This is a genomic window from Micromonospora sp. NPDC005174 (assembly GCF_040608495.1).
Classification (GTDB): Bacteria; Actinomycetota; Actinomycetes; order Mycobacteriales; family Micromonosporaceae; genus Micromonospora.
Genome location: NZ_JBEXIJ010000007.1, coordinates 36,801 through 50,105 on the forward strand (window position 1 = coordinate 36,801; position 13,305 = coordinate 50,105).

At 73.4% G+C, this 13,305-nt stretch carries 10 protein-coding genes; 8 read left to right on the top strand and 2 right to left on the bottom strand.

Annotated features, from left to right (window positions below):
• The first annotated feature begins 29 nt into the window (after positions 1–29).
• Positions 30–1,103: a succinyl-diaminopimelate desuccinylase gene (gene dapE / locus ABZU91_RS10555; protein ID WP_355237102.1), complete on the top strand. Its 1,074-nt coding sequence runs from the start codon at positions 30–32 to the stop codon at positions 1,101–1,103.
• 51 nt (positions 1,104–1,154) lie between these two features.
• Here dapE and ABZU91_RS10560 read toward each other — a convergent pair whose 3' ends face one another.
• Entirely contained in the window at positions 1,155–1,325 is a 171-nt protein-coding gene (locus ABZU91_RS10560) for a hypothetical protein (RefSeq protein ID WP_355237105.1), read from the bottom strand.
• A gap of 153 nt (positions 1,326–1,478) precedes the next feature.
• On the opposite strand from ABZU91_RS10560, the gene ABZU91_RS10565 reads away from it, so the two are divergent.
• From ABZU91_RS10565 to ABZU91_RS10595, 7 genes are all read left to right on the top strand, one after another.
• On the top strand, positions 1,479–2,342 hold the full coding sequence (locus ABZU91_RS10565; protein WP_355237108.1) for a TIGR00730 family Rossman fold protein: 864 nt from the start codon (positions 1,479–1,481) through the stop codon (positions 2,340–2,342).
• Positions 2,342–2,887, top strand: a complete 546-nt coding sequence (locus ABZU91_RS10570) for a TIGR00730 family Rossman fold protein (protein ID WP_355237111.1) — start codon at positions 2,342–2,344, stop codon at positions 2,885–2,887. Before ABZU91_RS10565 ends, ABZU91_RS10570 begins: the two co-directional genes overlap by 1 nt.
• 111 nt (positions 2,888–2,998) lie before the next feature.
• Positions 2,999–6,646 carry an ATP-dependent DNA helicase gene (locus ABZU91_RS10575; RefSeq protein ID WP_355237114.1) on the top strand — a complete coding sequence of 1,216 codons (3,648 nt, stop codon included), beginning with the start codon at positions 2,999–3,001 and terminating at the stop codon, positions 6,644–6,646.
• Positions 6,647–6,760: 114 nt separating this feature from the next.
• Complete coding sequence (locus tag ABZU91_RS10580) at positions 6,761–10,213, top strand: ATP-dependent DNA helicase (RefSeq protein WP_355237116.1); 3,453 nt, start codon at positions 6,761–6,763, stop codon at positions 10,211–10,213.
• A gap of 227 nt (positions 10,214–10,440) precedes the next feature.
• Positions 10,441–10,644, top strand: coding sequence for a cold-shock protein (locus tag ABZU91_RS10585; RefSeq protein ID WP_101369720.1), 204 nt, complete (start codon positions 10,441–10,443; stop codon positions 10,642–10,644).
• A gap of 223 nt (positions 10,645–10,867) precedes the next feature.
• Positions 10,868–12,181 (top strand): DEAD/DEAH box helicase, encoded by a 1,314-nt coding sequence (locus tag ABZU91_RS10590; protein ID WP_355237119.1) that lies wholly within the window; start codon positions 10,868–10,870, stop codon positions 12,179–12,181.
• 230 nt (positions 12,182–12,411) lie between these two features.
• Complete coding sequence (locus tag ABZU91_RS10595) at positions 12,412–12,612, top strand: hypothetical protein (RefSeq protein WP_355237122.1); 201 nt, start codon at positions 12,412–12,414, stop codon at positions 12,610–12,612.
• A 255-nt stretch (positions 12,613–12,867) separates the two neighbouring features.
• On the opposite strand, the gene ABZU91_RS10600 is transcribed toward ABZU91_RS10595, so the two are convergent.
• Positions 12,868–13,305 (bottom strand): Rrf2 family transcriptional regulator, encoded by a 438-nt coding sequence (locus ABZU91_RS10600; protein ID WP_355237124.1) that lies wholly within the window; start codon positions 13,303–13,305, stop codon positions 12,868–12,870.

Genomic DNA, 13,305 nt, shown 5'->3' on the forward strand with positions numbered 1-13,305 from the left:
CTGACAGACCTGAAGGTACCGTGCGAACCATGGAGAACCCGCTGACCCCCGAGGTCCTCGCCGATCCGGTGCAGCTGACCCGCGTACTGGTCGACATAGAGTCCGTGTCCCTCAACGAGAAGGCGATCGCCGACTGTGTCGAGGAGGTGCTGCGGGGCGTACCGCACCTGTCCACGTACCGGCACGGCAACACCGTCATGGCCCGCACCGACCTGGGCCGGTCGCAGCGCGTCGTGCTGGCCGGTCACCTCGACACGGTGCCGCTGAACAACAACTTCCCGTCGACCATGCGCGGCGACCTGATGTACGGCTGCGGTACCTCCGACATGAAGTCCGGCACCGCGTACGCGCTGCACCTGGCCGTGACGCTGCCCGACCCGCGCTACGACGTGACGTACTTCTTCTACGAGGCCGAGGAGATCGAGTCCCGGTACAACGGGCTGAACCTGGTCGCCCAGGCGCACCCGGAGTGGCTGGAGGCGGACTTCGCCGTGCTGCTGGAGCCGACGTACGGCATCGTCGAGGCGGGCTGCCAGGGCACCATGCGCTCGGTGGTCACCACGACCGGCGTACGCGCCCACTCGGCGCGCTCCTGGCACGGGGTGAACGCCATCCACGGTGCCGGGGAGGTGCTGCGCCGCCTCCAGACGTACGAGGCGCGCCGGGTCACCATCGACGGCTGCGACTACCGCGAGGGCATGAACGCGGTACGGATCAACGGCGGGGTGGCCGGCAACGTGATCCCGGACCTGTGCGAGGTCGAGGTCAACTACCGCTTCGCCCCGGACCGTACCCCCGCCGAGGCGGAGGCACATGTGCGTGAGGTGTTCGCCGGTTTCGAGGTGCGAGTCACCGACTCGATCGCCGGTGCCCCGCCCGGGCTCGGCGCAGCCCCGGCGAAGGAGTTCCTGGCGGCGGTCGGCGCCGCCCCGATCGGCAAGCTGGGCTGGACGGACGTGGCCCGGTTCGCGGCGATGGGGATTCCCGCGCTGAACTTCGGCCCCGGCGATCCGAACCTCGCCCACCACCCCGACGAGCACGTCGAGATCAGCAAGATCCGCGACGGGGCGGCAACCCTGCACCGCTGGCTCGCACCGGCCTGATCCGGTCGGGCCTGGTCGTTGCCCGCGTCTCCGGTGATCAAGAGGTTCGCGTCAGCCTGGCCCGTTGTCGGCGACGCGAACCTCTTGATCGGCTCCGGAAGGGGTGGCGGCGGGCGGAAGGGCGGGATCGAGGGCGCGGATGCGGCGGCGCTCGGCCACCACGTCTCGGATCCGTCGCTGCATCTGTCGACGGATCCGGATCATCTCGTTGTTGCTGATCACGCTGTCTCCTCCCCCGAAGGCGCGCGCCGGGCATACCCGGTATGTGAATAGTAAGACGTACGGGACCGCCAAATAGTTGCCCTTGATCGCGAACTATTTCGCGGGCTCCCCGCCCCGGACCCTGAGGATGTGCGGCTCCACTACGGTTGCTGCATGAGCCAGAACAACGGGCGGGAGGCCGGCCGCGCTCCCGGACAGGAGCGGCATCGGGGTGCCGTCACGCTGCGTCGGGGCGCGATCCCGAGCAGCACCGCCGACCAGCGGCTGCTGGACTCGCGCGGGCGCGGCGACTGGAAGACCAGGGACGCCTGGCGCGCGCTGCGCATCCTGTCCGAGTTCGTCGAGGGTTTCGACACCCTCGCCGATCTGCCACCGGCCGTCAGCGTGTTCGGCTCGGCGCGCAGCGGTCCGGACACCGCCGAGTGTCGACTCGCCGAGGAGGTGGGCGGCGCCCTCGCCCGCGCCGGCTACGCGGTCATCACCGGCGGCGGGCCGGGCGTGATGGAGGCTGCCAACCGGGGCGCCACCGAGGCCGGCGGGCTCTCCGTCGGGCTCGGCATCGAGCTTCCGTTCGAGCAGGGCCTCAACGACTGGGTCGACCTGGCCATCGACTTCCGCTACTTCTTCGCCCGCAAGACCATGTTCGTCAAGTACGCGCAGGCGTTCGTCGTGCTGCCCGGCGGGTTCGGCACCATGGACGAGCTGTTCGAGGCGCTGACCCTGGTACAGACCGGCAAGGTCACCCGTTTCCCGGTCGTGCTGATGGGGGTGGCGTACTGGCAGGGGCTGCTCGACTGGCTGCGCGACACGATGGCCGCCAGCGGCAAGATCGGCCCGGTGGACCTGGACCTGATCTGCCTCACCGACGACGTCAACGCGGCCGTCCGCCACATCGTCGAGGCCGAGGCCGCGCTCTCCGCCGAACAGGAGGCGGTCCGCGACGAGGCCGTCGCCCGTACCGGTGCGGACCAGCAGGCCGCCGCCGAGCAGACCGCCGACCGGCCCCGGGAGGACTGATGGCCGCCGTCTGCGTCTTCTGCGCCTCGTCGCGCACCCTCGACCAACGCTGGCTCGACCTCGCCACCGAGACCGGCGCGGAGCTGGCCCGGCGCGGTCACACGCTGGTCAGCGGCGGTGGCTGTGTCGGCATGATGGGCGCGGTGGTCGACGGCGCACGCGCCGCCGGTGGGCGCACCGTGGGCGTCATCCCGCAGGCGCTCGTCGACCTGGAGGTCGCCGACCTCGCCTCGGACGAGCTGCTGGTCACCGACTCGATGGCCAGCCGCAAGACCCTCATGATCGACAGGTCGGACGCGTTCCTGGCCCTGCCGGGTGGCCTGGGCACCCTGGACGAGCTGTTCGAGGTCTGGACCACCGCCACCCTCGCCCTGCACACCAAGCCGATGGTGCTGATCGACACCGACGGCTTCTACCGGCCCCTGCTGGACTGGCTGCACACCATCACCGACCAGCACTTCCTCAAACCCGCCGGTCTCGGCCTGCTGACCGTGGTCGCCACGGTCCCCGAGGCCTTGAAAGCGCTGGAGTCCCACCTACCCTGACTCAATGTGAGGGTGGCGGCAGGGCCGTCGGCGTGTCGTGCCGCCACCTTCACGTCCGACGCGACGAGGTGGGGTGGGGTCGGTGTCGTAGGGGGATGATGGGATTTGGTGATGCAGGCGTACCGGTTGGTGCGGCGGCCCGAGGGGCCGACGCTGGGGGACGCGGACGTGAGCGGTGCCGCCGCGCCGGGTGACGACGGTGTCGTGGCCGAGGCGACCGCATCGGGGAGCCCACGCTCGCGCGTCGATCCCGTCCAGACCGAGATCGTCGGGCACACCGACGGGCCGATGCTCGTCGTCGGCGGTCCCGGCACCGGCAAGACCAGCACCCTCGTCGAGGCGGTCGCCGCCCGGGTCGTCGAGGGGGTCGACCCCGAACGGATCCTGGTGCTGACCTTCGGTCGTCGTGGTGCCACCGCACTGCGCCAGCGCATCGAGGCCCGGATCGCGCAGGACGGTTACCGGGTGCTGCGTGAGCCGCTGGTGCGCACCTTCCCGGCGTACGCCTTCGGGCTGCTGCGCCGCGCCGCCGCCGAACGCGGCGAGCCGTCACCCCGCCTGCTCACCGGCCCCGAGCAGGATCTGATCATCCGCGAGCTGCTCGACGTGGTGGGCGAGGAGCCCGAGGACGACCCGGTCGGCTGGCCCACCGACCTGCGCCCGGCCCTGCGGACCCGGGCGTTCGCCGGTCAACTGCGTGACCTGCTCATGCGTGCCGCCGAACGCGGTGTGGGCCCGGTGGAGCTGGCCCGGCTGGGCGAGAAGCTGGGCCGTAACGACTGGCCGGCAGCGGCCCGCTTCCTGCGGGAGTACGTCGCGGTGCTCGCGCTGCGTGACGTCAGCAATCGCGGCTCGATCGCGTACGACCCCGCCGAGCTGGTCCGGGCCGCCACCGGCCTGCTCCGCGACGACGAGGAGCTGCTGGCCGCCGAGCGCCGCCGTCTCGCCCACGTGTACGTCGACGAGCTGGCCGACACCGATCCCGCCCAACTCGAACTGCTCTCGGTCATCGCCGGCGGGGGCAAGCCGCTCGTGGCGTTCGCCGACCCCGACTCCTCCACGTACGCCTTCCGGGGCGCCGACCCGGCCGGAGTGTCCACCTTCCGGCACCGCTTCCGGACGGCCTCCGGAGCGCCGGCCGCGCAGGTGCTGCTGACCACGTCGTACCGCTCCGGCCCGGTGCTGCTCGCCGCGATGGCACGGCTGGGCCGCCGGCTGCGTGGTCCGATGGCGCATCGCCGGCTGCACCCGCTGCCGGACGCCCCGGCCGGCGCGGTCGAGGTGCACACGTTCCGCTCGGCGACCAGCGAGGCCGCCTGGCTGGCCCACATGCTGCGCTCGGCCCACCTGCTCGACGGTGTGCCGTGGTCGCGGATGGCGGTGCTGGTGCGATCCACGGCCCTCCAGCTGCCCACCCTGCAACGTGCGCTGCACGCCGCCGGCGTCCCGACCGTGGTGCACGGCGAGGACCTGCCCCTGCACCTGCAACCCGCGGTGGCGCCACTGCTGCTCCTGCTGCGGTGCGCCCTCGAACCGGCCCGGCTGGACGAGGAGGCCGCCGTCGCGCTGCTGCACTCGCCGCTGGGCGGAGCGGACCCGCTGGCCGAACGGCGGCTCCGGCAGGGGCTGCGCGCCCTGGCGCTGGCCGGGGGTGACCGCCGCCCGTCCGGAGAGCTGATCGTCGAGGCGTTGCGCGACCCGACGGAGCTGGCCGGCATCGACCGGAGGTGGGCGGAGCCGGCGCAGGCGGTGGCCGGGCTGCTCGCCACCGCCCGGGACGCCGCCGCCCAACCCGGTGCCACCGCGGAGGACGTCCTCTGGGAGGTCTGGGACACCAGCGGGCTGGCCGAACGGTGGGCCGGCGCGATAGCCCAGGGGCGGCCGGCGGCCGGCGAGGGTGACCTGGCCCGGCGTCGGCGGGCCGAGGCGGCCGACCGGGACCTGGACGCCGTGCTGGTCCTCTTCGACGCGGCGGCCCGCTTCACCGACCGGTTGCCCGGGGCCCGTACCGAGGTCTTTCTCGACCACGTGCTCGCCCAGGACCTGCCGGCCGACACCATCGCGCCGACCGCCGACCGGGGCGCGGCGGTCCGACTGCTCACCGCGCACGCCGCGAAGGGCCTGGAATGGGACCTGGTCGCGATCGCCGGCGTGCAGGAGGGCATCTGGCCGGACCTACGCCTGCGCGGCAGCCTGCTCGGCTCGGAACGACTTGTCGACGTGCTGGCCGGCCGGTCCGTCGGGGGCGCCCGCGCGGCCAACGTGGTGGGCCAGACGTCGGCACTGCTCGACGAGGAGCGCCGGCTCTTCCACGTCGCCATCAGCCGGGCCCGACACCGCCTGCTCGTCAGCGCGGTGGCGTCGGCGGCGGTCGGTGGCGACGACCACGAGGAGCAGCCCAGCCGCTTCCTGCACGAGCTGGGCCCCATCGCGCCACCGAGCCCGCCTGACGCGTCGAGCCCGCCTGGCCCGCCGAGCCCGCCGGCCACGCCGGGCCCACGTACCGGCCCTACCGGCGGCGGACCCGCCGACGCAGCCTCCTCCGCCACCAGTGCAGACGGCGACAACGCGGCCGTCACCGGCGCGGCCGTCACCGGCGCGATGGGCAACGGCGCGGCCGGTAACAACGCGATCGGCGACGGCGCGATCGGCGACGGCGCAGTTGCTCGGGTGACGCCGCCGGTGGCCGGCGACGGGGATGGTGCGACCGGAGAAGACAACGGGTCGGACGAGCCCGGCGCGCTGCCGGTCACCCGGCCACCACGGGCGCTCACCCTGCCGGCGCTGGTGGCCGAGCTGCGTACCGCCATCATCGACCCGGCCGCACCGGCGGTCCGGCGGCGCGCCGCGGCCGCCGAGCTGGCGCGGCTCGCCGCCGCCGGGGTGCCCGGCGCGCACCCCGACGACTGGTGGGGGCTGCGCGCGCTCTCCGACGACCGGCCACTCGTCGACGACGGGGAGCCGGTGCGGGTCACGCCGTCGGCGATGGAGAGCGCGCTGCGGTGCAGCCTGCGTTGGCTGTTGGAACGGCACGGCGGCAGTGGTCCGACCAGCACCGCGCAGGGTGTGGGCAACCTCGTGCACGCGGCCGCGATGCTCGCCGAGGACGCCAGCGCCGACCGGGGGGCTCTGCTCGACTACGTGGCCGCCCGGTTCGACGCGATCGAGTTGGCCGCCCGGTGGATGGCCGGCCCCGAGCGGGAGCGCGCCGAGGCGATGGTCGACAAGTTGCTGCGCTGGCTGGCCACCAACCCGCGCCGGCTGCTCGCCATCGAGCACGAGTTCGCGGTGCGCCTGGACGATCCGCAGCGCCCGATCGACCTGACCGGACGGGTCGACCGGCTGGAGGTCGACGAGGCCGGCCGGCTGGTGGTGATCGACCTCAAGACCGGCAAGTCGACCGCGGTCACCGGCAGCGAGCTGGCCGAGCATCCGCAGCTCGGCGCGTACCAGGCGGCGGTGGAGGCGGGCGCGTTCCCCGAGTTCGGCGACGAGTCCGGTGGCGCGGCGCTGGTGCAGCTCGGCACCACCGCGAAGGACGCCCGGGAGCAGAACCAGCCCGCGGCGGGCGAGGGCCCGGCGGCCGGCTGGGCGACGGCGCTGGTCCGGCGGACCGCCGATACGATGGCAGCCGCCACGTTCGCCGCGGTGGCCAACTCGAAGTGCCGGGTCTGCCCGGTGCGGACCAGCTGCCCGGTCTCCGGGCAGGGACGCCAGGTGGTCGAGCCGTCGACCGTCCGTTCTCCGGACAATCCGTGAGGGCGAGGAGTGAGCCGGTGTTGCGAGCCCCGCAGTCCCGAACTGCGGTGGCACGGTGAGGGCGAGGAGTGAGCCGGTGTTGCGAGCCCCGCAGTCCCGAACTGAGACAACACAGTGACCCAGCCCACCCTGTTCGGCGCGGGTCCCGCGCCGACGCCCCGGCTCGCGGACTCCGGCCCCCGGTACACGCCCGTGGAGCTGGCCAAGCTGCTGCGGTTGCCGGCGCCCACCCGGGAACAGGCCGCGATCATCGCCGCCCCGGTGGAGCCGCTGCTCGTGGTGGCGGGCGCCGGGTCGGGCAAGACCGAGACGATGGCCGCGCGGGTGGTCTGGCTGGTGGCCAACTCGTACGTGCGGCCGGAGCAGATCCTCGGGCTGACGTTCACCCGCAAGGCGGCCGGTGAGCTGGCGCATCGGGTCCGTACCCGACTCGACCAACTGATCCGCAGGGTCGGCCGGCAGGACCGCGACCGGCTCGACGACCCGCTCGCCGGTGAGCCCACCGTCTCCACCTACCACTCGTACGCCGGGCGGATCGTCACCGAGCACGGTCTGCGGGCCGGCTACGAGCCGTCCACCCGGCTGCTGACCGAGGCGTCCCGCTGGCAGTTGGTCGATCTGCTGGTGCGCAACTACGACGGCGACATGTCCGAGGTGGACCGGATGCCGAGCACCATCACCGACGCGGTGCTGGCGCTCGCCGGGGAGTTGGACGAGCACCTGGTCGCCCCCGACGAACTGGCAGCCTGGACCGGCCGGTTCTTCGCCGAGGTGCAGTCGCGTCCCGGCCGGGTGTACGCCGACGTACGCAAGGCGCTCACCCTGCAACAGACCCGGCTGCGTCTGCTGCCGCTGGTGCGGGCGTACGCCCGACGCAAGGTGGACTTCGAGGCGATGGACTTCGCCGACCAGCTCGCCCGGGCGGCCCGGGTGGCCCGGGATCACCCGGCGGTCGGCGAGATCGAGCGGGATCGCTTCCGGGTGGTGCTGCTCGACGAGTACCAGGACACCAGCCACGCCCAGGTGGTGCTGCTCAACGCGCTGTTCGGCGGCGGGCACCCGGTGACGGCGGTGGGTGACCCGTGCCAGTCCATCTACGGCTGGCGCGGGGCCAGTGCCGGCACCCTGGACCGGTTCCCCACCGAGTTCGCCAGGACCGACGGCGAGCCCGCGCCGGCGCTCGGGTTGACCACCAGTTGGCGTAACCGTCCGGAGATCCTGCGGGTGGCGAACGCGCTGTCGACGCAGCTACGCGCGGCCGGCGCGCGGGTGCCGGAGCTGCGGTCCGCGCTGACCGTCCGGGAGCCGATTCCGCACCGCAGCCCCGGCGGGGCGGCCGGTGGCACGGTGCACTGCGCGCTGCTGCACACGTACGCCGACGAGGCCGCGTGGATCGCCGACAGCGTGCTCGCCGCCTGGCGTGGCGCTGCCCGGATGCCCGGCGCGGCACCGGAGCACATCCCGGTGGCGCAACGCCCGACGACGGCCGTGCTGGTCCGCGTCCGCAGCCAGATCCCGGCGATCGAGTCGGCACTGCGCGAGCGTGGCCTGCCGGTGGAGGTGGTCGGGCTCGGTGGCTTGCTCGACACCCCCGAGGTCCGGGACGTGGTGTGCACGCTGCGGGTGCTGGCCGACCCGACCGACGGAGCCGCGCTGCTGCGGTTGCTCACCGGCGCCCGGTGGCGGATCGGGCCGCGGGACCTGGTGGCGCTGCACCGACGGGCGCGGGGCATCGCCAAGGCCCGCCAACAGGTGGCCGCCGACGAGGACTCGGACATCAGCCCCGACCTGCTGGACGAGGCGACCCTGGTGGAGGCGTTGGCCGATCTCGGGCCGGCGCAGGCGTACTCGGCGGAGGGGTTCGCGCGGCTGCGGGCGTACGGCATGGAGTTGGCGCTGCTGCGCTACCGGTTGGATCAGGCGTTGCCGGATCTGATCGCGGACATCGAGCGGACCATCGGCCTGGACGTGGAGGTCGCGGTGCGTGCCGGCCGCGACGGCGCGGGCGACGCCGGCCTGGCGCGGGGTCACCTGGACGCCCTGGCGGACGTGGCGGCCCGCTTCAGCGGGGAGACGCCCGGCGCGACGCTGTCCGGCTTCCTGTCCTACCTGGCCGCCGCCGAGGACGAGGAGCGCGGCCTCGCCCCGGGCGAGGTCGAGGTCGTGGAGGGCGCGGTGCAGGTGGTCACCGCGCACGCCGCGAAGGGGCTGGAGTGGGACGTGGTGGCGGTGGCTGGTCTGTGCCGCGGCTCGTGGCCCGGGCCGGTGCGCAACTCCGACCACTGGCTGGGCGGTCTGGGCGTACTGCCGTTCCCTCTGCGTGGCGACGCCGACGGGCTGCCGGAGCTGGCGCTCGACGAGGCGGTCGACCAGCGTGCCGTGGCCCGGGCGGTGGCCGACTTCACCGACGCGTGGCGGGCCCACGACGAGCGGGAGGAGCGCCGGCTGACGTACGTCGCGGTCACCCGGCCACGCCGGCTGCTGCTCTGCTCCGGTTACTGGTGGGGGGAGGGCACGAAGCGACCGCGAGGTCCGTCGGTCTTCCTGCGCGAGGTGTACGACGCCTGCCTGGACGGCGGCCCCGGTCACCTGATCGACGCGTGGGCACCGGAGCCCACCCCGGACACCGCGAACCCGACGGCCGAGGTGGTGCTCCGCGCGGAGTGGCCGGCCGACCCGCTGGGTGGCCGCCGGCCGGCGCTGGCCGAGGCCGCCGGACTGGTCCGCCGGCTGATGACCGACGGCCCGGCCTCGGCGGCGCTCGGGCCGGTGGGGCCGGTGCTGGCCGGGCCGGTGCCGTCGCGGTCGGACGACGAGCCGGTGGAGCAGGTCGAGCCGACCGGCCCGGAGGCCAGCACGGAGGCCGATCCGGAGGTGGCGCGCTGGCGGCAGGAGGCCGACCTGCTGCTGGCCGAGCGGGCCGAGCTGACCCGGCTCTCCGGCGCGGTCGAGGTGGCCCTGCCCGGGCAGCTGAGCGTCACCCAGTTGGTGGCGTTGCGGCGTGACCCGGCGGCGCTGGCGCGTACGCTGCGCCGCCCGGTGCCCACCGAACCCAACCCGTACGCCCGCCGGGGCACCGCCTTCCACGCCTGGCTGGAACAGCGTTTCGGTGCCGACCGTTTGCTGGACCTGGACGAGCTGCCGGGCGCGGCCGACGCGGACGCCGCGCCGGACGAGGCGCTGGTCGAGCTTCAGGAGCGTTTCCTGGCCAGCGAGTGGGCCAACCGGGTGCCGGTCGAGGTGGAGGTGCCGTTCGCCACGGTGATCGCGGGTGTGGTGGTCCGGGGACGGATGGACGCGGTCTTCGCCCGTCCGGGCGACCGGTTCGACGTGGTCGACTGGAAGACCGGCGCACGTCCCGCCGGGCCGGCCGCGGATGTGGCGGCGGTGCAGTTGGCCGTGTACCGGCTGGCCTGGGCCGAGCTGGCCGGCGTTCCGGTCGAGCGGGTGGGCGCGGCGTTCCACTACGTGCGGGACGGGGTCACGGTCCGTCCGACCGATCTGCTGGACGTGACCGGGCTCACCGCCATGATCGCTCATTTGCCCGTGGATTCCAGCCGAGTTTGACCATCACGGGGAAATCCGTGGTAGGTTGACCGGGTTGCAGTTTTGGTTACCAGAGACTCTGTGTGCGCCTGGCGGGAATTGTGGCCCCAGGCGCTCTTTGTTGTGTCCGGAGTTCTCCGGGCGGGGCGACCAGAAGCGACAGGCGATTCGCGCATCCCCGCGCGGAGCGCTCCTCTTCGGGCACGCAACAAGTGCGCGTCCGACGTTCCGTCAAGGAGACGAAACACATGGCTATTGGCACCGTGAAGTGGTTCAACGCTGACAAGGGCTTCGGCTTCATCACCCCGGACGGCGGCGGCGCTGACGTCTTCGCCCACTTCTCGGCGATCCAGTCCTCCGGCTACCGGAGCCTGGACGAGAACCAGCGGGTCGAGTTCGAGGTGACCCAGGGCCAGAAGGGCCCGCAGGCGGAGAACATCCGCCCGATCTGATCTTCGGATCGGTCAGTATTACCTGTCGCGCCCTCCGGGTGTGACGGTGACGGGACCGGCCCGCCTCGCCGCCGCCTGCCTCCGCAGGCGGCGGCCCGGCGGCGGGCCGGCCCGTACTCCAATCGGTTCGTGCTTGTGAGTCCTGGCTGCCTTGTGCCGCCGGTTGACAGCGCCGACTTCGGCGCCCTCCCTCGACACGTTCCGCGTCGAGGAAGGCTTCTGCGTGACCACAGTTATTCCGTCTTTCGCCCACACCGGTCTGGCGCCGGCGTTGCTGAGCGCGCTGACCGCGCAGGGCATCACCGAGCCGTTCCCGATCCAGACGGCGACTCTTCCGGACTCGCTCGCGGGTCGGGACGTGCTCGGCCGGGGTCGTACCGGCTCGGGTAAGACGCTCGCCTTCGGGCTTCCCCTGCTCTCGCGCACCGCCGGCCGTAAGGCCCGGCCGGGTCGCCCGCTGGCCCTGGTGCTGGTGCCGACCCGGGAGCTGGCGCAGCAGGTGACCACCGCGCTTGCCCCGTACGCCCGCGCCGTCGGTCTGCGCTGCGCCACAATCGTCGGCGGGTTGTCGTTGCAGCGCCAGGCGGACGCGCTGCGCGCCGGCGCCGAGGTGGTCGTAGCCACCCCCGGCCGGCTGCACGACCTGATCAACCGCGGCGACGCCCGGCTCGACCAGGTCGAGATCACCGTGCTGGACGAGGCCGACCAGATGGCCGACATGGGCTTCCTGCCGCAGGTGACCAAGCTCCTGGAGCAGGTCGCCCCGCAGGGTCAGCGGATGCTCTTCTCCGCCACCCTGGACGGTGGTGTGGATCGGCTGGTCCGCCGCTTCCTCAGCAGCCCGGTGACCCACTCGGTCGACCCCGGCACCGCCACGGTCACCGCGATGACCCACCACGTGCTGCACGTCGACGCGCTCGACAAGCCCGACGCGTTGACCCGTATCGCCGCCCGTGAGGGTCGCACCATCCTCTTCATGGGGACCAAGCACCGCGCCGACCGGCTCGCGCGCCAGTTGCTCTCCAAGGGTGTACGCGCCGCCGCGCTGCACGGCGGCAAGTCCCAGCCGCAGCGCACCCGCATCCTGGAGCAGTTCCGCAACGGTCAGGTGACCGCCCTGGTCGCCACGGACGTGGCGGCCCGGGGCATCCACGTGGACGGCCTCGACATGGTCGTCAACGTGGACCCGCCGACCGAGGCAAAGGACTACCTGCACCGGGGTGGCCGGACGGCCCGTGCCGGCGAGTCCGGCTCGGTGGTGACGCTGGTCCTGCCCGAGCAGCGTCGGGACATGTCCCGCCTGATGGCCGTCGCCGGCATCCGGCCGGAGTCGGTCCAGGTGCGCCCGGGCGACGGTTCGTTGGCCCGGGTGACCGGTGCCCGTGAGCCGTCCGGTGTGCCGGTCACCATCGCCGCGCCGCCGGTGGCTGTCAGCCGGGGACGTACCGCCGGTGGCTCGACCTCGGACGGCGGCGCCCGCCCGGCGCACCGCGCGTCGGGCCGGTCCCGTCGCCCGCGCCGCCCGCGTACGGTCTGATCCCTTCCGCACGTCACCGACCCGTCCCGCTTCGGCTGGGCGGGTCGGTTCGTTTCCGTGCCACCGCCGCAGCCCGTTCACCTCGGGATGCTGCCGCCGGCTGGCCGTTCGGTTGAATCGGTAATCAGCCTCAAATGGGTCGGCTGGCCGACTGTGCCCCGCTGCACGGTGGTCGAAGCTGACCAGCGGGGGGAGCCGGGCGGGGGACCCGGCACGGGGGAGGAGTGACCATGGCGGGGGAAGTCGGCTCGGGGGCCCTACGCGAATTGATCCTGGTGGTCGCGGTCGGGCTCGCCGGGCTGCTCCTCGCCATGGTCGCGGCCTTCGGACCCTGGCATGCCACCACGGCGGGCAACGCGCCCGCCGGTCTGGTGGAGCTGCGCACTCCCGGCGACCTGGGCTCCGGCCCGACGGTCGAGCACCGGGGCTGAGCGGCGACCGGCCGACCGGTGCCGGCGGAGGGGCAGGCGCGGTCAGGATCGGTACGAAGGTGTGGTCGGGCCGGCGGGGCACCGGTCCGACCACACCGCCTTCGTGCGCGGGTGCGCTCGGGTCAACCAACTCGTCGATCTTGCACTTTCGGTTGCCGATCTGCCGTGATACACCCCTTTTGTCGCCGCAGAAAGTGCAAGATCGCGGGGCTGGGCTGGGCTGGGCTGGGCTGGGCGGGGTGGGGTGGGGCTGGGTCAGGGGGCGGCGGGGGTTTGGTTGTGGGCCAGCAGGTCCGCCAGGGTGGTGCTGTCGACGACCGTGGCGATCGCCCCACGCACCGCCAGCCAGACGTCGGTGAGCCCGGCGGCCACCCCGTGATAGCCGGCCCGCTCGGCCGGCAGACCGCGCACGGTGGTCAGTGACCCGCCGACCGCGCGCAGCACGTCCCCGACCGTGATCTCGGTGGCCGGCCTGGTCAGCGCGTACCCGCCGTCGGCGCCGCGGTGGCTGTACAGCAGGCCGGCCCGGCGCAGGTCGAGCAGGATGCCCTGCAGGAAGCTGAGCGGGATCTCCTGTACCTCGGCCAGGTTGCCTGCCTTCACCAGCTCGCCGACACCGTCGCCGCCCGGTGCGGCGGCGGCGACGGCGAGCATCGCCCGGAGCGCGTAGTCGCTGCGCGCGGAGACGTACAC